The following is a 21611-nucleotide window of genomic DNA, read 5'->3' as shown; positions in this document are numbered from 1 at the left end:
CCGTACGGCAGAGGGAAGGACCGGGCGACCGCGTTGAGCGAGAATCAGAATCTGCTCGCGGAGCAGCGACGTGCCCTGATCCTCGACGAGGTGCGCAGGCGCGGCGGGGTCAGGGTCAACGAGCTGACCCGCAGGCTGAACGTCTCCGACATGACGATCCGTCGGGATCTGGACGCGCTGGCCCGCCAGGGGGTCATCGAGAAGGTCCACGGCGGTGCCGTCCCCGTGGTCGAGGCGAGCACCCACGAGCCGGGTTTCGAGGCCAAGTCGGCGCTGGAGCTGAGCGCCAAGGAGGACATCGCGCGGACGGCGGCGGCGATGGCCCAGCCCGGCAGCGCGATCGCGCTCTCCGGCGGTACGACGACCTACGCACTGGCCCGGCAGCTGCTGGAGGTGCCGGATCTGACGGTGGTCACCAACTCGGTGCGGGTGGCCGATGTGTTCCACGACGCCCAGCGCCCCGCGTCCGGCCGGGCCGCGCGGCCGGGGACGGCGACGGTGGTACTGACGGGCGGGGTGCGGACGCCTTCGGACTCGCTGGTGGGACCGGTCGCGGACCGGGCCATCGACTCGCTCCACTTCGATCTGCTCTTCCTCGGCGTGCACGGGATCTCCGCCGAGGCCGGTCTCTCGACGCCCAACCTCGCGGAGGCCGAGACCAATCGCCGCTTCGTCCGCTCGGCGCGGCGGGTCGTGGTGGTGGCCGACCACACCAAGTGGGGGACGGTGGGGCTGAGTTCGTTCGCCACCCTGGACGAGGTGGACGCCTTCGTGACGGACGCGGGGCTGACGGCCGGAGCACGCGAGGAGATCGCGGAGCATCTGCCGGGGCTGGTGGTGGCGGGCGAGGCGCGTGAGCCGCAGGAGTCGCGTGAGGCGCACGGGTCGCGTGAGGCGGCCGGGGAGACCGTCCACCCCGGCTGACAGGGCGGCCCGCTGCCCTGAGCCGGATTCCGTTCGGGTCGCCGTCCGGCCGTGACGTCCTAGGATCGAAGAATGGCCGTCTTCCGGATCGAGCGCTTCTCCCCTCTCCCCGCAGCCGAGGCCTGGCGCCGGGTCACCGACTGGGAACGGCACGCCGAGCATGTCCCGTTGACCGCCATCACGGTGACGGGCGGGGCGCCGACCAGGGTCGGCACGGTGTTCACGGCGCGTACGGGGGTGGGCCCGCTGGCCTTCGACGACCCGATGGTAGTGGTCCGCTGGACGCCCCCGGCGGGCGGCCGGGCGGGGATCTGCCTGCTGGAGAAGCACGGTTCCGTGGTGCTGGGCCGGGCCTCGATCGACGTCCTGCCGACGCATTCCGGTTCCCATGTGGTGTGGGTGGAGGAGTTGCGGGTGCGGCTGGTGCCCCGATGGGGTGATCCGCTGCTGGCCTCGGCCGGGCGGCGGCTGTTCGGCGGGGTGCTGGACCAGCTGCTGGCCTCGCCGGGAGGGCCGTCCCGGCGAGGATGACCGCATGGGTGACCGCGCGGGTGACCGGTGCGGGTGATGTGACCGTCACACGATTGACTCGTTTGCCGGTATGACACTTCCCCGCCACGGCCCCGGAAGGCACCGAACCCATGCCGATCCATCCACCGCAGCAGCAACAACATCGGTCCGCCCCCGCACCCGGTCGGCCCCTGGGCGTGCAGCAGGCCGAGGCCGCGCTCGTCGAGCACTACCCGCGCCTGGTCCGGCTCGCCTATGTCGTGCTGCCGCCCGCGCTGGGCCGGCACCGCCGGGTCCTGGCCGCGCACGGGGCCGTACAACGGGCGCTGCCGGGGGCCAGGACCGTCCCGGCGCCCGCCTCCCGGGTGCCCGCCCAGTCCCGCCGTCGCTCCTCCGAGGAGGCGGCAGCTGAGGCGGTGGGGGCGGACGCCGCGAAGGGGCCGGTGAGCGCCCCGTACGCGTGGATGCGGCTGCGGGTGCTGCGGACGGCCCTCGCGTACGAACGCAGGCCCCGCTGGTGGCCGGGGCGGCTCCCCGCGCCCGCCGCGCTGCGGCCGACGCTGCCGGTGGTGTGGGGGCTGCGGCTCTTCCCCCGCGCGGGCGGCGCCGACGAACTGGCCCTGGACCGGGCTCTGTCGGGGGTGCCGGGTGCCGTACGGGCCGCGTTCGCGCTGCAGTTGCTGGAAGGGCTGACGGAGTCCGGGGCACGGGCGCTGCTGGCCGAGGCGGGGGCGGACGATCCGGCGGGGGCGGTGCGGCGGGCGGCCGGGCTGGGGACACCGGACCGGGCGGGGGCCCAAGTACTGCTGCGGTCGGACGAGTTCGACCCGTGTTCCGTACAGACCCGGCCGAGCGATCTGCTGCGGCGCAGGCACCGGACCCGGGGGCTGGCCCTCGCGGCGGCGCTCTGCGTGGTGGCGGGCGCGGTCGTGGTGACCGCCGAGCGCGGCGTGCAGGGTGCGGGTGACGAGAGGGCCGGGGTCTCCGTCCCCGCGCTCGACCCGGCGGCCCTGCTGCGTACGGCGGCGGAGCAGTGGGCGGACACCTCCCGCATCGACTTCACCGCCTGGCCGGTACGCGGCGACCGGCGCGGCGATGACGGACTGCTGGGGCGGGCGCTGCGGGCGTGGGCCGAGCCTTCGGGGGCCGTACGGGTGTCGGCCACGCCGGGCACCGTCGACGTACCGCCCGCGCAGCCGCCCCAGTTGCTGTTCGCGGGCGAGGTGGACGGGGCGGCCGTGGTGCTCTTCCACGACCGTGGCGTACGGGTGGTGCGGTACGCGGAGCCGTCGGCGGGCGGGGGCGCGGCGGCGCTGGACTTCGCCCGGACCGATGACGCGGACGTGACGACGGGGGCGGCCGTGGTCGTGAGCCGTACGGGGGACACGGCACGGTTCCTGCTCGCCCCCTGGATCTCCACGGCCACCACCCGGGACCTGCTCGCGCCGGGCACGCCCGACCGGCCGCTGGAGGTGGCACCCGACGGGGTCACCGCCCCGGTGGAGCGCCCGGCGGCGGGCGGTGGCTGCGACTCCTGGCCGGTGCTCCGGCTGCGCTCCTCCGAACGCATCGTGGAGAACCACGCGTTCCTGCTGACCGACCTGGGCGACCTGACCCCCGCCCACCTGACGTACACCCCGCAGCCGGGCAGCGGCGCGCCCGCCCGGCAGCCCCGCGAGGCGACCGGCCCGGAGGCGCTGGGCGCCTGGGCGCGTACGGCGTGTTCGCTGCGGACGCTGTCGGGCTCGGGGGTGCGGGCGGTCAACAACTGGGCCTTCGCGGAGCAGCGGCTGCCCGAGGGCGGGGCGCGGGCGGAGTGGCTCTGCACCCGCGCCGACACCTGGCGCGGTCCCGGCCGGGTGCTGGTGCAGTTCCTCCAGCCCGCCGGCTCCCCCACCACCCCGGCGGCCGTCGTCGCGGACCGGAACGACACCGCGCTGTGCAGCCGGTTCGGGCAGCACATCCTGGCGGGCACCCACTGGAAGGCCGCCTCCGGCCGGTGGTACGTCCTGGCGGCGGGCAGCCGTGCGGTGGACCGGATCGAGGCCACGGGTCAGGTGCGGGGCACGGCGGACGGCCCGACACTCGCGGTACGGGCGCCGCGCGACGCCTCCGTACGGCTGACGGCCGGACTGCGCGAGGGCGGGACGCTGGCGGCGGTGCGGTGAGCCGCCGGTGACGCGCACTCCGCCGTACGGAGTCCTCTTACCGCCCCCGTACCCGATCCGGTGCGAGACTCGGACGGGTGACGGATCTTCCTGAGGAACCCGGCGTACGCGACTCCACCGACAACTCCACGGGCGAGGCCGGGCCGCGCTGCCTGGTCACCGGTGCCACCGGCTACATCGGCGGCAGACTGGTGCCCGCGCTGCTCGACGCGGGTCACCGGGTCCGCGCGCTGGCCCGGACGCCGCAGAAGCTGCGCGACTACCCGTGGGCGGACCGGGTGGAGGTGGTGCGCGGCGATGTCACCGACGCGGACTCGCTGACGGAGGCGATGCGGGACGTCGACGTCGCGTACTACCTGGTGCACGCGCTCGGCTCCGGCTCGGACTTCGAGGAGACCGACCGCCGGGCCGCCCGGAACTTCGGCGAGAAGGCGCGGGCGGCCGGGGTGCGGCGGATCGTCTACCTGGGCGGGCTGACCCCGGCCGGGGTGCCGGAGAAGGAGCTGTCGCCGCATCTGCGCTCGCGCGCCGAGGTCGGGCGGATCCTGCTCGACTCCGGGGTGCCGACGGCGGTGCTGCGGGCGGCGGTGGTGATCGGTTCGGGTTCGGCCTCGTTCGAGATGCTGCGCTATCTGACCGAGCGGCTGCCGGTGATGGTGACCCCGAGCTGGGTCTCCACCCGGATCCAGCCCATCGCCGTACGGGATGTGATCCGGTATCTCGTGGGGAGCGCGGCCCTGCCGTCCGAGGTGAGCCGCACCTTCGACATCGGCGGCCCGGACATCATGACGTACCGGGACATGATGCAGGGGTACGCGCGGGTGGCGGGGCTGCCGCGGCGGGTGATCGTGCCGGTTCCGGTGCTCACGCCGACGCTCTCCAGCCACTGGATCGGGCTGGTCACCCCGGTCCCCCGGTCGATCGCCCGGCCGCTCGCGGAGTCGCTGCGCCACGAGGTGGTCTGCCGGGAGCACGACATCGTCCGGTACGTCCCCGATCCGCCGGACGGGCCGATCGGCTTCGACCGGGCCCTCGGCCTCGCCCTCCAGCGGATCAAGGACGCCCAGGTGGCCACCCGCTGGACCTCCGCCTCGCTGCCGGGGGCGCCGAGCGACCCGCTTCCCACCGACCCGGACTGGTCGGGCGGCAGCCTCTACCGGGACGAACGGGAGCTGGCGGTGCCGGTGGACCGGGCGGACCTGTGGCGGGTGATCGAGGGCATCGGCGGCGAGAACGGCTGGTACTCCTTCCCGCTCGCCTGGGCGGTACGGGGCTGGATCGACCGGATCGTCGGCGGGGTGGGGCTGCGGCGCGGCCGCCGGGACGCCCACCGGCTGCGGGTCGGGGACTCGCTGGACTTCTGGCGGGTGGAGGAGATCGTGCCGGGCGAACTGCTGCGGCTGCGGGCGGAGATGCGGCTGCCGGGCCGGGCCTGGCTGGAGCTGTCGGTCGACACGGACGACCGGGGCCGCACGCTCTACCGCCAGCGCGCGCTGTACCACCCGCAGGGGCTGCTCGGCCACGCGTACTGGTGGGGCGTGTCACCGTTCCACGCGGTGGTGTTCGGCGGGATGGCCCGCAACATCGCGGAGGCCGCGAGGACCGCCGCCCGGGCACGGCGGGGGGGCCGCCGGGACGCGGTGGCCGACTCCGGGCCCAAACACCGCACCCCGGGGGCCGACTCCCGGCCGAAGGGCCGGAAACCGACCTCCGGCAGTGGTACAGACAACTGACGCCCCGGCCGCTAGGGTGTGCCTCCCCCATACGCGCAGACCGCCGGGAGGTGCAGCGATGGCACGCCGACTCCGTACCGTAGGGCTGGAGTTCACCGACTCCGCGCCGATCCTTCTGGTGTTCGCCGCCGAGGTGTCCGCCGCCCCGGACGTGGTCTACCGGGCGCTCGCGGACGACGTCGCCTCCTGGCCCTCCTGGTTCACCGCCGTCACCCGGGCCACGCCCACCGACGGGGGCGCGGGCCGGGAGGTGCGGCTGCGCGGCGGGGTCCGCTTCCGGGAGACGGTGGTGGCCGCCGAGCCGGGCGAGCGGTACGCCTACCGGGTGGACGAGACCAACGCCCCCGGGCTGCGGGCCCTGCTGGAGGAGTGGCGGCTCACCGCTGACGGGACCGGCACCCGGGTGCAGTGGACCTTCGCCGCCGACGGGACCGGCCCGTTCCGCGCGGTGCTGGGGATAGCCCGCCTGGGGATGGGCCGGTCCTTCCGGGACGCGGTGCGCCGGCTCGACGGACGGCTGACAGCACCGGCTGCCTGAGGGCTCGACGGACGGCCGACGGCACCGGCGGCGTGATCCGCGCGAGGCCCCGGCTCAGCCGGTCAGGGCCCCGGTCGTGAGGAAGGCGTCGATCGCCGCGCTGTACGGGGCGATGTCCAGCCCCTGCTCCTCCAGCCAGGAGTCGGAGTAGTACTTGTCCAGGTAACGGTCGCCCGGGTCGCACAGCAGCGTCACGACGCTGCCCCGCTCCCCCCGCTCCACCATCTCCGCGATCAGCTTGAAGGCGCTCCACAGCCCGGTCCCCGTCGAGCCGCCCGCCTTCCGGCCGATGGCCCGCTCCAGCGCCCGTACGGCGGCGACGCTCGCCGCGTCGGGCACCTTCATCATCCGGTCGATGGCGCCGGGCACGAAGCTCGGCTCCATGCGCGGGCGGCCGATGCCCTCGATCCGGGAGCCGCAGTCGCTGCTCGCGTACGGGTCGTCGCGGGTCCAGCCGTCGAAGAAACAGGAGTTCTCCGGGTCGGGGACGCAGACCCGGGTGTCGTGCTGGAGGTAGTGGACGTACCGGGCGATGGTGGCCGAGGTGCCACCGGTCCCGGCGGTGGCGACGATCCAGGTGGGTTCCGGGTAGCGCTCCAGCCTGAGCTGCTGGTAGATCGACTCGGCGATGTTGTTGTTGCCGCGCCAGTCGGTGGCGCGCTCGGCGTAGGTGAACTGGTCCATGTAGTGCCCGCCGGTCGTGGCGGCGAGCGAGGCGGACTCCTCGTACATCTTGCGGGAGTCGTCCACGAAGTGGCACTGCCCGCCGTGGAATTCGATGAGCCGGCACTTCTCGGGGCTGGTGGTGCGCGGCATCACGGCGATGAACGGCACCCCGATCAGCTTCGCGAAGTACGCCTCCGAGACGGCGGTCGAGCCGCTGGACGCCTCGATGACCGGCTTGCCCGGCCGGATCCAGCCGTTGCAGAGCCCGTAGAGGAAGAGCGAGCGGGCGAGCCGGTGCTTGAGGCTGCCGGTGGGGTGGGTCGACTCGTCCTTGAGGTAGAGGTCGATGCCCCACTCCTCGGGCAGCGGGAAGCGCAGCAGGTGGGTGTCGGCGGACCGGTTGGCGTCGGCCTGGACCTTGCGGACGGCCTCCTTCAGCCAGGCCCGGTACTCGGCGTCGCTGCGGTCGACGTCCACCGTCTCCAGGACCGCCCCCGTGGCCCCTCGGTCATGTCCCGGCTCGTGGCTGTGCATCGCCGTGCTCCCTGTTCCGTACGTTGCTGGTGTGCCGCCGGTCCGCATGCTCGTCCAGGCGGTGTTCCTCCCTTTCACGATAGGCCCCCGACCTGCACAAACGTTGACTTTGACCGTCCATAGCCCTGCCTTTGGGCAGGCCGGCGGGGGCAGTTGGGGCGGGCGGGGCGAACGGCGCGCGACCGGGCCGGACGCCCTCTGGCGGCCGGGGCCCCGGCGCGGCACACTGCAACAGGAGAAGTGGTGACGAAGGGGGGCGAAGCCGCAATGGCGGACGCCGAGTTCAGTGCGTCGGGGGTCAGGATCGAGCGGTTCACCCGGTCGCTGACCCATGCCGGCCAGGTGGTCGTCAAGGACGGTCGGCTCTCGCTGCTCACGAGCAACGGGCGGGAGATCGACAGCGCTCCCGTGACCACGGTGAGCGCGGGCAAACGGTGGTTCTTCGCGGCGGATTCGGCCATCGCCCGGGTGAACGGCGTGCGCTACCGGTTGACGATGGGGCAGCGCAACCGCAGACGCGACGGAGCGGCCCCGCTGCGCCGCTTCCTGGAAGCCCTGCGCAGCGCGGGAGGACGCCGGGGCTGAGACGGGACGGCGTGGCGGATGCATCCCGGGTGCAGCGTCGCGTATCGGCGCGGCGTGCGGGCCTTGGGGTGGCGTACGGATCTTGGGTGCGGCTCCGCGAGTTGCGGAGCCGCACCGGGTGGGCCACGCTGGATCCACGTCACTGAAGGTGAACTTCCGGTGACAGAGCGATTCGCCTCATGGGCTCGCCCCGGGGGACGGGTCGCGCGACACGAGCAGACACGACAAGAGCAGAGCGGATTCGGCAGCCAGTCGTCCGCCGGCTCCGTTCGTCCGTCTTCTTTCTTCCGGACCTATTTCGGGGAGTCGCAGCCGTGATCAGCGAGCCAAGCAGGCACTGCACGGTGGAGCTCCAGGCCCTGCCGTCGCGGATCGGTCAGGTCCGCAGGATCATCTCGGCGCAACTGCGCTACTGGCATCTCGATCCTCTGATCGACCAGGCAGCCCTGGGCGTCACCGAACTCCTGACCAACGTCCACCGGCACGCACAGCCGGACAAGTCATGCACCGTCGACATCGAGCTGCTGCTCGACCGGTTGACGGTCTCCGTCCACGACCACGACCCCCGTGTCCCCACGGTGAACGAGGCGGATTCCTTCGCCACCTCGGGCCGGGGTCTGGCCCTGATCGCCGCTGTCAGCGAGAGCTGGGGCGTGCGGCCGAGCGGCGCGGCCGGAAAGGCCGTCTGGTTCACCCTGCCGGCGACCTGCGACACCTCGACCCTGCCGCCGCTCGCGGTCTACGGGTCGACGACCGACGGGCCGTTCGGGTCCGTGCCCATCAGCCCCGAGGCCGTCGCGGCGGCCCCGGCCCGGTCGGCCGTCGTCGGCTGACCGGGCCTCCCGGGTCCTCACGTCGTTCCGGCGGTGCGGCGAGCGTCATGCCGCACCGCCGGAACGGTGCGCCCGCACCGTCCGGGCCTTCCCCGTACAGCTCCCTCGGCCAGTTCCCTCAGCCTTCTGTACCTACTGTTATGTACAGTGTCCGCATGAGCACTCCGGACCGGCTGATCGAGGCCACCCAGGACCTCCTGTGGGAGCGGGGCTACACGGGGACGAGCCCCAAGGCCATCCAGCGCGCGGCGGGTGCGGGCCAGGGCAGCATGTACCACCACTTCACCGGCAAGTCCGATCTGGCGCTCGCCGCCATCTCCCGTACCGCGCAGGAGATGCGGGAGACCGCGGGCAGGCTGCTCGACGGGCCCGGCACCCCCCACGAGCGGATCACGGCGTATCTGCTGCGCGAGCGCGAGGTGCTGCGCGGCTGCCCGGTGGGGCGCCTCACGATGGACCCGGACGTCATCGCGGACGACGCGCTGCGCGCGCCGCTCGACGCCACGCTGGAGTGGCTGCGGGAGCGGATCGCCGCCCTGCTCCAGGAGGGCCTGGACAACGGGGAGTTCGCCCCGGGCACCGTCCCCGGCCCGGTCGCGGCCACCATCGTGGCCACCGTGCAGGGCGGCTATGTCCTGGCACGGGCCTCCGGCTCGTCCGCCGTTTTCGACTCCGCGGTGGGCGGGCTGCTCTCGCTGCTCGCGACCCCCGCCCGGCCCGCCTGAGGAGAGACAACGCCGTGCACGCCATGCAGTACGAGATAACGCTGCCCGCCGACTACGACATGGACATCATCCGCACGCGGGTCGCGACGAAGGGACACCTCCTCGACGCCTTCCCGGGGCTCGGCCTCAAGGCCTATCTGATCCGGGAGCGCGCGGGCGGCTCCCCGGTCAACCAGTACGCGCCGTTCTATCTCTGGCGCGCCCCCGAGGGGATGAACGCCTTCCTCTGGGGCGCCGGGTTCCAGGGGCTCGTCGACGACTTCGGGCGCCCCGAGGTCCAGCACTGGACTGGGCTGTCGTACGAGGAGGGGCCGGCCGCCGACGCGCTCCCCCGGTCGGCCGTCCGGCTGCGGCGGTCCGTCCCCGGTGCCGTACGCCCGGCCGCCGCCGTCGACGCGGCGCTGGAGGAGTCGCGCCGGACCGCCGCGGGGCCGGGGGTGGTCGCCACCGCGCTGGCGGTGGACCCGCGCCGCTGGGAGCTGGTGCGCTTCACGCTGTACGAGGGGGCGCCGCCGGGGGCGGAGGGCGAGGCGTACGAGGTGCTGCACCTGTCGGCGCCGGAGGCCGGGCGGCTGGGGCGGGGGCGGCAGTGGTGAAGCTGGTCCGTACGGCGCTCGGGGACGTTCCCGCCGATGAGCTGGGGATCTGTGACGCCCACGACCACCTGTTCCTGCGCAGCCCGCGCCTGCCGGGCCAGGAGCTGGACGACCCGGAGCGGGCGGCCGGGCAGCTGGCGGCGTTCCGGGAGCTGGGCGGCGGGACGGTCGTGCAGTGGACGCCGTACGGGATGGGGCGGCGGGCGGCGGATCTCGCGGCGCTCTCCGCCTCGGCCGGTGTCCATGTGGTGGCGGCGACGGGGCTGCACCAGGCGGCGCACTACGCGCCCGAGGTGCTGCACCGGCTCGGCCACTCGCACCCAGGCTCCCCGGCCTCCCCCGCCCCCACCTTCCTCCCCGACCCCGCCCGCCTCTCCGACCTCTTCGTGGCCGAGCTGACGGAGGGCATCGGGGAGAGCGGCGTACGAGCCGGGATGATCAAGGTGGCGGGGGCCTTCCACGGGGTGGACGCCCACGCCCGGCGCACCATGACGGCCGCCTCCGAGGCCCACCACCGCACCGGTGCGCCGATCGGCGTCCACCTGGAGCTGGGCACCGGTGCCTTGGACGTCCTGGACCTGCTCTGCGGCGAGCTGGAGGTGGCGCCGGACCGGGTCCTCCTCGGCCACCTGGGCCGCTGCCCCGACGTGGGCGTCCAGCGGGAGGCCGGACGGGCGGGGGCGTTCCTCGCCTTCGACGGCCCCTCCCGGGCCAACCACGCCACGGACTGGCGGCTGCCGGACCAGCTGGTGGCGCTCGCGGAGGCGGGGCTCGGCGGCCAGCTGCTGCTCGGCGGCGACACGACGGTGCCGGAGACGCCGGGCATGCCGCATCTGCTGCGCCGGGTACGCCCCCGGCTCGAGGAGGCCCTGGGCAAGGAGCTGCTGGACACGGTACTGACCACCAACCCGGCCCGGGCGTTCGGCTTCGTGCGGGGGCCGGGGAGCTGAGGGGCGGGGGCCTACGGCCTGGGAGCCGGGGCCCGGCCACAGGCTCCCCTCGGCCAGCGGCCCACGCACCCGGCGCCCCGCGCCCCCGCCTCCTCAGGCGAGAACGGCCAGCGGGTCGTCGAGGACCGGCTGCCAGGCCAGTTCGGCGGCGCCGACCAGGCTGTTGTGGGTGAGGGTGCAGGGCAGGATCGGCACGCTGCCGCTGCGCCCCCAGAGGCTGCGGTCGGCGACGACGGCCCGCAGCCGCTCCGGGTCGGCCTCCAGCAGCTCGCGGTGGAGGCCGCCGAGGATGATCCGGTCCGGGTTGAGGATGTTCACGAGCCCGGCGAGGCCCAGGCCCAGGCGGTCGATCAGCTCCTCGGCGGCATGCCGTACGTCCGCGTCCTCGTACTCCGTACGCAGCAGATCACCGGCCTGCTTGAGCAGCGACTCCTCCGGGCCCGGGTCCCGGCGGGCGGTGGTGAGGAAGGCGAGCGGGTCCGTCTCGACGTCGAGGCAGCCGCGGCCGCCGCAGTGGCAGGGCCGCCCCTCGGGGTTCACGGTGAGGTGGCCCACCTCCAGCGCGAGCCCCGAACTCCCGCTGTGCAGACGGCCGTCGAGGACCAGGGCCCCGCCGACGCCCCGGTGGCCGGTGGCGACGCAGAGCAGGTGCTGCGCGCCGCGTCCGGCGCCGTGGCGGTGCTCGGCCAGCGCGGTGAGGTTGACGTCGTTGCCGGTGAAGGCGGGCCCCGCGATGCCGGCGTCCCGTACGCAGGCGGCGAAGATGTCCCGTACCGGCGAACCGGCGGGCCAGGCGAGGTGCAGCGGGTTGAGGGCGGTGCCCTCGGGTTCGGCGACCGCCGAGGGGACGGCGAGCCCGGCGCCGACGCAGCGCAGCCCGCTCTCGCGCAGCAGCCCGGCCCCGGCGGCCACCACCTCGCCGAGCACCTGGGCGGGGTCGGCCATCACCGTGACGCAGCCGGGCGCGGTGGCGACGATCCGGCCGCCGAGCCCGACGAGCGCGGCCCGGAAGCCGTCGGCGTGGACCTGGGCGGCGAGGACGACGGGGCCGGTCTCCAGGACGGCCAGCCGGTGCGAGGGGCGGCCCTGCGAACCGGCCGCGGAGCCGGGGCTGGAGTCGACCCGGATCAGCCCGAGCGCCTCCAGCTCGGCGGCGACCGCCCCGGCGGTGGCCCGGGTGACGCCCAGCTCGGAGGTGAGGACGGCGCGCGTGGGGGCGCGCCCGGTGTGGACCAGTTCCAGTGCGGGCCCGAGCGCGCTGCGGCCCCTCTCCAACTTCGTCCGGGTGGTGGTCGCCTTGCCGTTCATGAGGGCGAGTCTCCCATGATCCGGCGGGTGCCCCGGACCCCGAGGGAGCCCACCGGAACGGGTGATGTGCCCCTCCGTCAGGCAGGTGGCACCGAGCCCGTCGGGCGGGTTGTGCCGGACCGTCGTCCGCGTCGCGCCCACCCCGCCGGCCCGGTCGCACCCGCACCGTCGGCTGTGTTGCACCCGCCGTCCGGCCGCCCCTATGCTGAATTTGTGCCGCAACTAAACAAACTGCGGACGGCCCTACCGGGGGGACCTGGCGGAGACACCGCCCCTCCCGCGTCGGCCCGCCTCCGTACCGCGCTGACCGTGTTCTTCGCCCTCGACGGGTTCCTCTTCGCCGGCTGGGTGGTCCGTATCCCGGCCATCAAGCAGCAGACCGGAGCCTCCGCCTCCACCCTCGGCCTCGCCCTCCTCGGCGTCTCCGCGGGCGCCGTGATCACCATGATGCTCACGGGCCGGCTCTGCCGCCGCTACGGCAGCCACGCCGTCACCGCTGCCTGCGGTGTCCTGCTCCCCCTCTCCATCGCCCTGCCCGCCCAGACCCACTCCGCACTCTCCCTCGGCCTCGTCCTGCTGGTCTTCGGGGCGGCGTACGGCGGGATGAACGTGGCGATGAACAGCGCGGCCGTCGACCTGGTCGCCGAGCTGCGCCGACCGGTGATGCCGAGCTTCCACGCGGCGTTCAGCCTGGGCGGCATGGTGGGCGCCGGACTCGGCGGGCTGGTGGCGGGCGGCCTCTCCGCCTCGGCCCACCTGTTCCTGCTGGCCGGCATCGGCCTGCTCGTCACCGCGTTCGCGGGCCCGGCGCTGCTGCGCCACCGCCCGGCCCGTACGGCGTACGAACCGCGCACGCCCCGGCAGCAAGGCCCCCGGCGGAAGCTCGACCCGCGGGCCCGCCGGATCGTGCTGCTCTTCGGCGTGATCGCCCTGTGCACGGCGTACGGGGAAGGCGCACTGGCCGACTGGGGCGCGCTCCACCTGGAACAGGACCTGGGCGCCCACCCCGGCCTCGCCGCCGCCGGCTACGCGCTGTTCGCCCTGACGATGACCATCGGCAGGCTCACCGGGACGCTGCTCCTGGAACGGCTCGGCCAGACCCGCACACTGGTCCTGGGCGGGCTGGTCGCGGCGGCCGGAATGCTGCTGGGCTCCCTGGCGCCGACCGCCTGGCTCGCGCTGGCCGGGTTCGCGGTGACCGGGCTGGGGCTCGCCAACATCTTCCCCGTCGCCGTGGGCCGGGCCGGTGAACTGGCCGGACCGAGCGGGGTGGCCGCCGCGTCGACCCTCGGCTACGGCGGGATGCTGCTGGGCCCGCCCGCGATCGGCTTCCTCGCCGACTGGTTCTCGCTGCCGGTGGCGCTGACGACGGTGGCCCTGCTGGCGGCAGGGGCGGCGGTGCTGGGGTACGGGGCCAGGAACGCGACGCACACGTGAGCCGAGCGGGCTCTGCCGCAGGCGGCGGAGCCCGCTGGCAGAATCCCGCCATGGAGATCACCCAGTACATCGCGTCCCTGTCCGAGGAAGGCCGGCTCCTCGCGGCGGCGGCCGAACAGGCGGGCCCCGGGGCCTCGGTCCCGACCTGCCCCGGCTGGCAGATACGCCATCTGCTGCGCCACACGGGCATGGTGCACCGCTGGGCGGCCGAGCTCGTCGCCGAGGGACACACCACGCCCCACCCCGACGGCGGCGAACCGGACCTCGACGGCACGGCACTCCTCGACTGGTTCCGGGAGGGCCACGACCACCTGGTCCGTTCCCTGGAGGCCGCTCCCACCGGTCTGGAGTGCTGGACGTTCCTGCCCGCCCCCTCCCCTCTGGCGTTCTGGTCCCGCCGCCAGCTGCACGAGACCACCGTCCACCGGGCCGACGCGGAGTCGGCGCTCGGCGGCCCGCTGTCGCCGGTGGACGCCGACCGGGCGGTGGACGGCATCGACGAACTGCTCACCGGCTTCCACGCCCGCCCCAAGAGCCGCGTGCGCTCCAGCACGCCGCGCACGCTGCGGGTGCGGGCGGTGGACACGGACGCGGTGTGGACCGTACGGATCTCGGAGGAACCGCCGCAGGCCGTACGGACGTCCGCCGCGAATCCCGGGACGGACACCACGGATCCCGGGGCAGGCGCTGCGGATCCCGGGACGGGCGCTGCGGACTGCGAGCTGAGCGGAACGGCGGAGGGGCTCTACCTCGCCCTCTGGAACCGTCTGCCGCTCACCGCCGTCACCCTGCGCGGCGACCGCTCGGTGGCCCGGCTCTGGACGGACAACTCGGCGGTCACCTGGTGAAACCGCGCGGTACGGGGACGGGCGAGCGGCCCACCCGTACGGATCGGAGCCGTACACAGCAGAGCCGTACGCGGGACGGGGCACGCTTGCCGGGAGCGTGCCGTCCCTGTGACACTGCGTCAATGGGACGGCGGACGCAGGCGGAACGGGACGCGATGACGGTCGAGATCGGCTTCGCGCTGGTCAGCGCCGCCGTGCTGGCCGGCCTCACCTTCGCGGCGATCTCGGCCCCGGCCCTGCTGCTCCTCGACCTCGGCCGCACAGCGCGGACGGCGGTCCTCGGAGTCGCCGTCACGACGGCCGCGGTGGCGTTCGTCGCCCGGACCGTCCATGTCCTGTGGCGCTTCCCGTCGAGACAGCGGGGCCACCGGCTGGACGGCACCCCGGACCCGGCCGGACTGAGCCGCCCCGGCTCCACCGACTCCTCCCCGTAGAGCGGCGGTTCCGCCCCCACTCTCAGCGGCCGGCCGGACGCCCACGGAGGCCGACCGAACGGGCCAGTTCCCCCGCCGCCTGCCGGAAGAACGCCTCGCGCGCCTCGACCATGCGGTTGAACTGGCCGAAGAGCTCGAACGAGATCAGGCCGAACAGCTGCGCCCAGGCGGCGACCAGGGCGAGCGCGGCGGCGGGCGGGAGGTCCGGGGCGATCTCGGCGGTGATCCGCTCGGCCTCGCCACGCAGCTCCGGTGCGAGGGGCGGCACGGCGAGACCGTCGGCCCGGAACGCGTCACGGATGAGACCGATGAACACCATCCCCACCCGGGAGGCCGGGCCCACGGTGTCCATGGGGGCGCTGTACCCGGGGACGGGCGATCCGTAGATCAGGGCGTACTCATGCGGGTGGGCGAGGGCCCACTCCCGTACGGCACCGGCCACGGCGACCCAGCGCTCCGCGTACGGGGCGGGGTGCGGGCGGGCCCGGTCGGCGGTGGCACGGGCGGACTCCGCCACCTCGCCGATGGCGTCGTAGGCGTCGATGATCAACGCGGTGAGCAGCTCGTCACGGCTCGGGAAGTAGCGGTAGAGCGCCGAGGAGACCATGCCGAGTTCACGGGCGACGGCCCGCAGGGAGAGCTTGGCCGCACCCTCCGCCGCCAGCTGTTTCCTGGCCTCGTCCTTGATGGCGGCGGTCACTTCGACGCGGGCACGTTCCCTGGCCCCTCGGATGGTGCTCATGACGATCAGTCTGCCACCCGGCCGGAGAGCACCGGCCGGAGGAGGTGCGAGCACATCGCCCGGGGGCCGGCCCTCGGTCGGCGAGTCCGCTCCAGGGCGTCGGACCCCACGCCCGCCGTCCCGTCGGCATGGCGCCGGTCGTGCTGGTTCCGTCAGGGGCTGGGGCTGGGGCTGAGGCCCTCGACGGCGAGGGCGAAGAGGCGGTCGGCCTGGACCGATGGTTCGGTGTGGTGCTCGGTGGCCAGGGCGATGCCGACGGCGAGGGTGAGCAGGTCGTGGAAGGTGGTGCCCGGCCTGACAACGCCGTCGTCCAGGGCGCGGGCCAGCAGCGGGGCGGCCGCGTCCGCGAGCTGCGCCCCGCAGGAGTCGGGCGCGGCGTCGGCCGGTCTGTCGGTGGGGGGCTCGAAGGTCAGGGCGTCCGCGAGCCCCCGGGCGGAGACGGCGTACGCCACCAGGTCGTGCAGCCACTCCAGCAGCGCGGCGCGGCTGCCCTCGGTCCGGTGCAGCTCTGCCGCGCGTCGGCAGAGGGCCTGGATGCGCTCCTGGAAGACGGCTTCGAGGAGGGCCTGCCGGGTGGGGAAGTGGCGGCGCACGGTGGCGGACCCGACGCCGGCGGTACGGGCGACCTGTTCGAGGGAGGCCGCCGAGCCGTGCCGGGCCACCTCGGCCTCGGCCACGGCGAGGATGCGGCTGTAGTTGCGGCGGGCGTCCGCTCGCTGACCGGTCACGTTCTCTCCCCGTTGCCAAGTGGTGGGCCCCGCCATATCGTAGCGACCACGAAACGGCGGGGTCCGCCGTTTAGCGTGGCGCACACCCCTGCCCCTGCCCCTGCCGCTCTGCGCGCGGCCGGTTCCGCCGATCCCGAGGAGACACCGACATGACATCGCCCACTGCCCCTGTACTGGTCACCGGCGCCACCGGACGACAGGGCGGGGCCGCCGCCCGCGCCCTGCTGGCCGCCGGGGTGCCGGTCCGCGCGCTGGTGCGCGACCCGCTGGCCCGGCGCGCGAAGGAGGTGGCGGCGCTGGGCGCCGAACTGGTCACCGGCGACCTCTCCGTGCGGTCCTCGCTGGACCCCGCATGCGCGGACGTACGCGCCGTGTTCTCGGTGCAGATGCCGCCGATGAGCGAGAGCGGGGTCGACTTCGCCGGGGAGCTGGCGCAGGCCACGAACCTGATCGGGGCCGCGCGGGCGGCGGGCGTCCCGCAGTTCATCCAGTCCTCGACCAGCGGGGTGGGGCAACACACGGAGACCCCGGGCTGGGCGGCAGGGCAATGGGCGGCGATGGAACCCTACTTCGCCACCAAGCAGGCGATCCTGGAGGCCGTACGCGGGGCGGGCTTCGCCCGCTGGACCGTGGTCAAGCCCGCGTTCTTCATGGAGAACCTGCCCCAACTGGCACCGAACGGGCCGGAAGGCGGCCTGGCGACGGTCGTCCGGCCGGAGACGACCCTGGCGCTGGTGGCGTGCGAGGACATCGGCACGGCCGCCGCCCACGCCGCACGGGAGCCCGACCGCTTCCACGGGGTGGAGCTGGAACTCGCGGGCGACCGGCTCACGATGGAGCAGGTGGCCGAGGTGCTGTCCGAGGTGTGGGGCGTACCGGTGAAGGCTCCGACGATGGACCTCGACGAGGCGCTCGCGGCGGGCATGCCGGCCTGGGGCGCCGGTCACACGTGGAGCAACGCCATCACCCAGCCGGCCCGCCCCGAACTCGCCACGGAGCTGGGGATTCCGGTGACCTCGTTCGCCACCTGGGCGCACCGGCACCTCTCGGCGGCGAGCTGACAGCGGACGCCGCGCCTCCGAGGGAGCGAGCGCGTCGCTTCGGATGCCCCGCCCCTGGGGCCCGGCGGCGCTCGCCGCGGCTTCACCGAACGTCACGGCGTGACGTCGGCACCCCCGTTCGCCTCACGCCACAACTCCTTCGCGTACGCGTCCCAGTCGGCCGGCGGGTAGGTCGCCTCCGGAGCGGCGAGCGCACGGTCGATCCGATCGGCGAAGCCGTCGCCGAAGAAGGTGTCGAGTTCACGGAGCAGTTGCATCGCCCGCACGGTGTCCTCGCCGAGCGGGCGCGCCATCCGGTCGACGCCGGAGGGGACGGAGAGCGGCGCATGACGGAGAAGGGCGCGTTCACGCGCGGCCTGGTTCTCCAGACCGAGGGTCATGAAGCCGACGTACTGGGCGAGACCGTCCATCCGCTTCCGCAGACCGTCGACCATTCCGCCGAGCCCGATCAGTGTCTGCCGGGGGCTCCCCGCACTGCTGTCGTGGCTCCGACCGGACCGTCGTTCCTCGAGGCGTTCCTTCTCCCTCCTGAGCAGAACGAACGCTTCGTTCAGGATCCCGCCGACGCGCTTGAGCTCTTCCAGATCATGGTCCATCCGTGTTCCTTCCTCCGGGCCTGCACCGACCTCAGAGGCGGATGTACGGAGCGGATGGCGCTTTTCCGTACATCCGCGGAGACCGCGCCGACAACGTCGAGGGGGGCACCGAGCCCGCGCCTCCGGCCTGCTCCATCGGCCCGAACTCACAGGCCTGCGGCGAGGCCCGCACAACGGAACGAGAGCAGTGCTCTTGCTTTTGAGCAGCGATCTCGCACACACTGGTCTCAAGCAAGAGCACTGCTCTCTCAAGAGTGCGGCTCCGCCCCGGCGCAGCGCGCACGGACAGCACACGGGAGTCACCATGTCGCAGACGTACTACCTCCGGGCGAGCGCCTCCGCCCAACGTCTCAACAAGGCCGTCGGCTGGCTGGCGCGGCACGGTGTCAGCCTCATGGGCTCCGCCGAGCTGTCGGTACGCGGACGTAGGAGCGGGCAGCCGCAGCGCGTCCCCGTCAACACCCACACCTTCGAGGGCGAGCGATACCTCGTCTCGGCCCGGGGCCACTCCCAGTGGGTGCGCAACATGCGCGCCGCGGGCGGCGGCGAACTGAGGCTGGGGCGCAAGGTCAGCCGCTTCACCGCCGTCGAGATCCCGGACGACGCAGAAAAGGCCCGGATCATCCGGGCCTATCTGGAGCGGTGGGGCTGGGAGGTGAACCAGTACTTCCAGGGCGTCACCGCGAAGTCCACGGACGCCGAACTCCTGGCCGCCGGCCCGGACCACCCGGTGTTCCGCATCACGGTCACCGACTGACGGCCCCCGCCCCCGCCAACAGCCACCGACCAGCGACCACCGACCAGCGCCAATAGCTACCGGCTACCGGTCCATCGCGCTCAACGCCCGCTGGGCCAGCGGGTGCGTACGGACCAGCTCGGCCAGCGACGTCGTGCCGCGGGTGATCCCGGCGAACGCCTTCCAGGCCGGGCGGAAGCCCGTCAGGACCGCGTGCAGCACCCCCGGGCGGCGCTCGAAGAGCTTGAGCATGCGGCGGCCCACGCCCATCTCCACGCCGAGACCGGCCTTGATGGCGAAGGCGTAGTTGAGGGCCTGCCGGCGGGCGTCCACCGCGTCGTGCGACTCGGCGATCCTGACGGCCCATTCACCGGCGAGGCGGCCCGAGCGCAGGGCGAAGGAGATGCCCTCCCGGGTCCACGGCTCAAGGAGGCCCGCCGCGTCGCCGCAGACCACGACCCGGCCGCGCGAGAGCGGTGAGTCGTCGCTGCGGCAGCGGGTCAGATGACCCGAGGAGATGGACGGCTCGAACCCGGCCAGGCCGAGGCGGGCGATGAAGTCCTCCAGATACCGCTTGGTGCCCGCGCCGTCGCCGCGCGCCGAGATCACCCCGACCGTCAGCGTGTCGCCCTTGGGGAAGACCCAGCCGTAACTGCCGGGCATCGGGCCCCAGTCGATGAGCACCCGGCCCGCCCAGTCCTCCGCCACCGTCGCCGGAACCGGGATCTCCGCCTCCAGGCCGAGGTCCACCTGGTCGAGCTTCACCCCGACATGTGCTCCTATCCGGCCCGCGCTGCCGTCCGCGCCGACGACCGCCCGCGCGAGCACCGTCTCACCGCCGGCCAGCACGACCGCGACCGTACGCCGGTCGGGCACGGCCGGTCCGTGCTGCTCCACCCGCACCACCGAGGCGCCGGTGCGCAGTTCGGCACCGGCCTTCTGCGCCTCCTCGACCAGGCCGGCGTCGAACTCCGGCCGGTTGATGAGCCCGAAGAGCATGCGCCGGGAGCGGCGGGTGCGGGCGAGCTTCCCGTTGAGGGAGAAGGTGACCGCGTGGATACGGTCCTTCAGGGGCAGTTCGAATCCGGGCGGCAGGGCGTCCCGGGAGAATCCGATGATGCCGCCGCCACAGGTCTTGTAGCGCGGCAGTTCCGCCTTCTCCAGCAGGAGGACCCGCCGGCCCGCCACGGCTGCCGCGTACGCCGCCGATGCGCCGGCCGGTCCGGCGCCGACGACCACGACGTCCCAGACCGACGACGACTCTTCGTTTTCCCGCCCGGCGTCTGCGTTCTCGCTGCTCACGATGTGCTTCTGCTCCCGATCCGACCAGTGGCCCCAAGCTGCTCACGGCATCCTACGGCGCGCCCCGGCCGAGCCCCCCTGTGGGAGGATCGGCCATGATTCTGTCCTGCCTCACGGCACCGCACCCACGGTGTCGTGGCGGGGCGCGTACACACCGTGCCCTACCCATAACGTCGCACCCACGAGGAGCGTGCCCATGACCGCCCGCCCGATTTCCGAGACCGTCGCCTCGCTGATGCCCCGTGCGCGGGCGGAGCTGGCCGAGCTGGTCGCGTTCCAGTCGGTGGCGGACCCCGCGGTGTTCCCGAAGAGCGAGTGCGAGGCGGCGGCGAACTGGGTCGCGGACGCCCTGCGCGCCGAGGGCTTCACCGACGTCGCGCTGCTCGACACCCCCGACGGCACCCAGTCGGTCTACGGTTTCCTGCCCGGCCCGGCCGGTGCCCCGACCGTGCTGCTCTACGCCCACTACGACGTGCAGCCGCCGCTGGACGAGGCGGCGTGGCTCTCACCGCCGTTCGAGCTGACCGAGCGCGACGGCCGCTGGTACGGGCGGGGCGCGGCGGACTGCAAGGGCGGGTTCATCATGCACCTGCTCGCGCTGCGCGCCCTCAAGGCGAACGGCGGCGTCCCGGTCTCGGTGAAGGTGATCGCGGAGGGTTCCGAGGAGCAGGGCACCGGCGGTCTGGAGCGGTACGCGGAGGCCCACCCGGAGCTGCTGGTGGCCGACACGATCGTCATCGGGGACGCCGGGAACTTCCGGGCCGGGCTGCCGACGGTCACGGCGACGCTGCGTGGGATGACGATGCTGCGGGTGAAGCTCGACACGCTCGAAGGGAACCTGCACTCGGGCCAGTTCGGCGGTGCCGCGCCCGACGCGCTGGCCGCGATGATCCAGCTGCTCGCCTCGCTGCGCGACGAGAACGGCACGACGACGGTCGACGGTCTGACGGGTGACGCCGACTGGGACGGACTCCAGTACCCGGAGGCGGAGTTCCGGCAGGACGCCAAGGTGCTGGACGGCGTGGAGCTGATCGGTACGGGCACGGTCGCGGACCGGATCTGGGCGCGCCCCGCCGTCACCGTCATCGGCATCGACTGCCCGCCGTGCGTCGGCGCCACCCCGTCGGTGCAGGCGAGCGCGCGGGCCCAGATCAGCCTGCGGGTGCCGCCCGGCCACGACGCCGCCGAGGCGACCAAGCTGCTCACCGCGCACCTGGAGGCGCACACCCCGTGGGGCGCGCGGGTGGCGGTGGAGCAGGTGGGCCAGGGCCAGCCGTTCCAGGCCGACACCTCCAGCCCGGCGTACACGGCGATGGCGGAGGCGATGCGGGACGCCTACCCGGGCCAGGAGATGCAGTCCTCCGGCATGGGCGGCTCCATCCCCCTCTGCAACACGCTGGCGTCGCTCTACCCGGAGGCCGAGATCCTGCTCATCGGCCTGAGCGAGCCCGAGGCGCAGATCCACGCGGTGAACGAGAGCGTGTCGCCGGAGGAGCTGGAGCGGATGTCGGTGGCGGAGGCGCTGTTCCTGCGCAACTACGCGGAGTCGAAGAAGGTCTGAGGGCCGGACCGTGAAGCCCCGGTGGCGGCCCCGACCGGCCGCCACCGGGGCTTCGGTGCCTCCGCCACGCCGTCGGCCGCTATGCCGTCGGCGAAG

General features: G+C 73.9%; 22 protein-coding genes. 16 read left to right on the top strand and 6 right to left on the bottom strand.

The window, feature by feature from the left end; genetic code table 11:
• The first annotated feature begins 33 nt into the window (after positions 1 to 33).
• From DJ476_RS32150 to DJ476_RS32130, 5 genes are all read left to right on the top strand, one after another.
• On the top strand, positions 34 to 924 hold the full coding sequence (locus tag DJ476_RS32150) for a DeoR/GlpR family DNA-binding transcription regulator (protein ID WP_103419179.1): 891 nt from the start codon (positions 34 to 36) through the stop codon (positions 922 to 924).
• Between the two features lie 72 nt (positions 925 to 996).
• Positions 997 to 1455: an SRPBCC family protein gene (locus tag DJ476_RS32145; protein WP_112492160.1), complete on the top strand. Its 459-nt coding sequence runs from the start codon at positions 997 to 999 to the stop codon at positions 1453 to 1455.
• A gap of 110 nt (positions 1456 to 1565) precedes the next feature.
• Positions 1566 to 3602, top strand: coding sequence for a hypothetical protein (locus DJ476_RS32140; RefSeq protein ID WP_112492159.1), 2037 nt, complete (start codon positions 1566 to 1568; stop codon positions 3600 to 3602).
• 77 nt (positions 3603 to 3679) lie between these two features.
• Positions 3680 to 5335, top strand: a complete 1656-nt coding sequence (locus DJ476_RS32135) for an SDR family oxidoreductase (protein ID WP_112492158.1) — start codon at positions 3680 to 3682, stop codon at positions 5333 to 5335.
• 58 nt (positions 5336 to 5393) lie between these two features.
• A complete protein-coding gene (locus tag DJ476_RS32130) occupies positions 5394 to 5873 on the top strand; it encodes an SRPBCC family protein (RefSeq protein ID WP_103419182.1) in 480 nt (159 codons plus the stop codon).
• Between the two features lie 54 nt (positions 5874 to 5927).
• Here DJ476_RS32130 and DJ476_RS32125 read toward each other — a convergent pair whose 3' ends face one another.
• Positions 5928 to 7073 carry a PLP-dependent cysteine synthase family protein gene (locus tag DJ476_RS32125; RefSeq protein ID WP_070202810.1) on the bottom strand — a complete coding sequence of 382 codons (1146 nt, stop codon included), beginning with the start codon at positions 7071 to 7073 and terminating at the stop codon, positions 5928 to 5930.
• Positions 7074 to 7340: 267 nt separating this feature from the next.
• Between DJ476_RS32125 and DJ476_RS32120 the strand changes: the two genes are divergently transcribed.
• From DJ476_RS32120 to DJ476_RS32100, 5 genes are all read left to right on the top strand, one after another.
• Positions 7341 to 7658 carry a hypothetical protein gene (locus DJ476_RS32120; protein WP_019766524.1) on the top strand — a complete coding sequence of 106 codons (318 nt, stop codon included), beginning with the start codon at positions 7341 to 7343 and terminating at the stop codon, positions 7656 to 7658.
• 314 nt (positions 7659 to 7972) lie between these two features.
• Positions 7973 to 8491, top strand: coding sequence for an ATP-binding protein (locus DJ476_RS32115; RefSeq protein ID WP_176727616.1), 519 nt, complete (start codon positions 7973 to 7975; stop codon positions 8489 to 8491).
• Between the two features lie 155 nt (positions 8492 to 8646).
• Positions 8647 to 9216: a TetR/AcrR family transcriptional regulator gene (locus DJ476_RS32110; protein WP_318294830.1), complete on the top strand. Its 570-nt coding sequence runs from the start codon at positions 8647 to 8649 to the stop codon at positions 9214 to 9216.
• A gap of 14 nt (positions 9217 to 9230) precedes the next feature.
• Positions 9231 to 9812 carry a DUF4865 family protein gene (locus DJ476_RS32105; protein WP_112492156.1) on the top strand — a complete coding sequence of 194 codons (582 nt, stop codon included), beginning with the start codon at positions 9231 to 9233 and terminating at the stop codon, positions 9810 to 9812.
• Entirely contained in the window at positions 9806 to 10762 is a 957-nt protein-coding gene (locus DJ476_RS32100; RefSeq protein WP_208853549.1) for a phosphotriesterase family protein, read from the top strand. The genes DJ476_RS32105 and DJ476_RS32100 overlap by 7 nt, the downstream gene beginning before the upstream one ends.
• A 93-nt stretch (positions 10763 to 10855) precedes the next feature.
• Here DJ476_RS32100 and DJ476_RS32095 read toward each other — a convergent pair whose 3' ends face one another.
• Positions 10856 to 12070 carry an ROK family protein gene (locus tag DJ476_RS32095; RefSeq protein ID WP_070202805.1) on the bottom strand — a complete coding sequence of 405 codons (1215 nt, stop codon included), beginning with the start codon at positions 12068 to 12070 and terminating at the stop codon, positions 10856 to 10858.
• Positions 12071 to 12379: 309 nt separating this feature from the next.
• Here DJ476_RS32095 and DJ476_RS32090 point away from each other — a divergent pair, with 309 nt between their 5' ends.
• The 3 genes from DJ476_RS32090 (at position 12380) to DJ476_RS32080 (ending at position 14789) form a co-directional block, all read left to right on the top strand.
• Complete coding sequence (locus tag DJ476_RS32090; RefSeq protein WP_103419185.1) at positions 12380 to 13507, top strand: MFS transporter; 1128 nt, start codon at positions 12380 to 12382, stop codon at positions 13505 to 13507.
• Positions 13508 to 13557: 50 nt separating this feature from the next.
• Positions 13558 to 14355: a maleylpyruvate isomerase family mycothiol-dependent enzyme gene (locus tag DJ476_RS32085; RefSeq protein ID WP_103419186.1), complete on the top strand. Its 798-nt coding sequence runs from the start codon at positions 13558 to 13560 to the stop codon at positions 14353 to 14355.
• Between the two features lie 122 nt (positions 14356 to 14477).
• On the top strand, positions 14478 to 14789 hold the full coding sequence (locus tag DJ476_RS32080; protein ID WP_112492155.1) for a DUF6332 family protein: 312 nt from the start codon (positions 14478 to 14480) through the stop codon (positions 14787 to 14789).
• 22 nt (positions 14790 to 14811) lie between these two features.
• On the opposite strand, the gene DJ476_RS32075 is transcribed toward DJ476_RS32080, so the two are convergent.
• Both DJ476_RS32075 and DJ476_RS32070 read right to left on the bottom strand, forming a co-directional pair.
• The gene (locus DJ476_RS32075) at positions 14812 to 15531 is read right to left on the bottom strand and encodes a TetR/AcrR family transcriptional regulator (protein WP_103419188.1); all 720 of its coding nucleotides are present in this window, start codon (positions 15529 to 15531) and stop codon (positions 14812 to 14814) included.
• Positions 15532 to 15683: 152 nt separating this feature from the next.
• Positions 15684 to 16259: a TetR/AcrR family transcriptional regulator gene (locus DJ476_RS32070; RefSeq protein ID WP_112492154.1), complete on the bottom strand. Its 576-nt coding sequence runs from the start codon at positions 16257 to 16259 to the stop codon at positions 15684 to 15686.
• A 149-nt stretch (positions 16260 to 16408) separates the two neighbouring features.
• Between DJ476_RS32070 and DJ476_RS32065 the strand changes: the two genes are divergently transcribed.
• On the top strand, positions 16409 to 17320 hold the full coding sequence (locus tag DJ476_RS32065) for an NmrA family NAD(P)-binding protein (RefSeq protein WP_112492153.1): 912 nt from the start codon (positions 16409 to 16411) through the stop codon (positions 17318 to 17320).
• 92 nt (positions 17321 to 17412) lie between these two features.
• On the opposite strand, the gene DJ476_RS32060 is transcribed toward DJ476_RS32065, so the two are convergent.
• Complete coding sequence (locus DJ476_RS32060) at positions 17413 to 17916, bottom strand: hypothetical protein (protein WP_112492152.1); 504 nt, start codon at positions 17914 to 17916, stop codon at positions 17413 to 17415.
• 304 nt (positions 17917 to 18220) lie between these two features.
• Between DJ476_RS32060 and DJ476_RS32055 the strand changes: the two genes are divergently transcribed.
• Entirely contained in the window at positions 18221 to 18673 is a 453-nt protein-coding gene (locus DJ476_RS32055; protein ID WP_103419192.1) for a nitroreductase family deazaflavin-dependent oxidoreductase, read from the top strand.
• A 63-nt stretch (positions 18674 to 18736) separates the two neighbouring features.
• Here the strand turns inward: DJ476_RS32055 and DJ476_RS32050 are convergent, their stop codons facing one another.
• A complete protein-coding gene (locus DJ476_RS32050) occupies positions 18737 to 19954 on the bottom strand; it encodes a geranylgeranyl reductase family protein (RefSeq protein ID WP_053562264.1) in 1218 nt (405 codons plus the stop codon).
• Between the two features lie 196 nt (positions 19955 to 20150).
• Between DJ476_RS32050 and DJ476_RS32045 the strand changes: the two genes are divergently transcribed.
• Positions 20151 to 21515 carry a dipeptidase gene (locus tag DJ476_RS32045; protein ID WP_103419193.1) on the top strand — a complete coding sequence of 455 codons (1365 nt, stop codon included), beginning with the start codon at positions 20151 to 20153 and terminating at the stop codon, positions 21513 to 21515.
• Positions 21516 to 21611: the final 96 nt, after the last annotated feature.

This window comes from Streptomyces bacillaris (genome assembly GCF_003268675.1).
GTDB classification, from domain to species: Bacteria; Actinomycetota; Actinomycetes; order Streptomycetales; family Streptomycetaceae; genus Streptomyces; species Streptomyces bacillaris.
This window is presented reverse-complemented; position numbering and strand designations above follow the sequence as displayed.

Coding starts and splice junctions, on each gene's coding strand:
- DJ476_RS32095 (WP_070202805.1), bottom strand. CDS start 12,070: ATGAACGGCAAGGCGACCACCACCCGGACGAAGTTGGAGAGGGGCCGC.
- DJ476_RS32125 (WP_070202810.1), bottom strand. CDS start 7,073: ATGCACAGCCACGAGCCGGGACATGACCGAGGGGCCACGGGGGCGGTC.
- DJ476_RS32055 (WP_103419192.1), top strand. CDS start 18,221: ATGTCGCAGACGTACTACCTCCGGGCGAGCGCCTCCGCCCAACGTCTC.
- DJ476_RS32075 (WP_103419188.1), bottom strand. CDS start 15,531: ATGAGCACCATCCGAGGGGCCAGGGAACGTGCCCGCGTCGAAGTGACC.
- DJ476_RS32145 (WP_112492160.1), top strand. CDS start 997: ATGGCCGTCTTCCGGATCGAGCGCTTCTCCCCTCTCCCCGCAGCCGAG.
- DJ476_RS32110 (WP_318294830.1), top strand. CDS start 8,647: ATGAGCACTCCGGACCGGCTGATCGAGGCCACCCAGGACCTCCTGTGG.
- DJ476_RS32060 (WP_112492152.1), bottom strand. CDS start 17,916: ATGGACCATGATCTGGAAGAGCTCAAGCGCGTCGGCGGGATCCTGAAC.
- DJ476_RS32085 (WP_103419186.1), top strand. CDS start 13,558: ATGGAGATCACCCAGTACATCGCGTCCCTGTCCGAGGAAGGCCGGCTC.
- DJ476_RS32080 (WP_112492155.1), top strand. CDS start 14,478: ATGGGACGGCGGACGCAGGCGGAACGGGACGCGATGACGGTCGAGATC.
- DJ476_RS32120 (WP_019766524.1), top strand. CDS start 7,341: ATGGCGGACGCCGAGTTCAGTGCGTCGGGGGTCAGGATCGAGCGGTTC.
- DJ476_RS32140 (WP_112492159.1), top strand. CDS start 1,566: ATGCCGATCCATCCACCGCAGCAGCAACAACATCGGTCCGCCCCCGCA.
- DJ476_RS32065 (WP_112492153.1), top strand. CDS start 16,409: ATGACATCGCCCACTGCCCCTGTACTGGTCACCGGCGCCACCGGACGA.
- DJ476_RS32130 (WP_103419182.1), top strand. CDS start 5,394: ATGGCACGCCGACTCCGTACCGTAGGGCTGGAGTTCACCGACTCCGCG.
- DJ476_RS32045 (WP_103419193.1), top strand. CDS start 20,151: ATGACCGCCCGCCCGATTTCCGAGACCGTCGCCTCGCTGATGCCCCGT.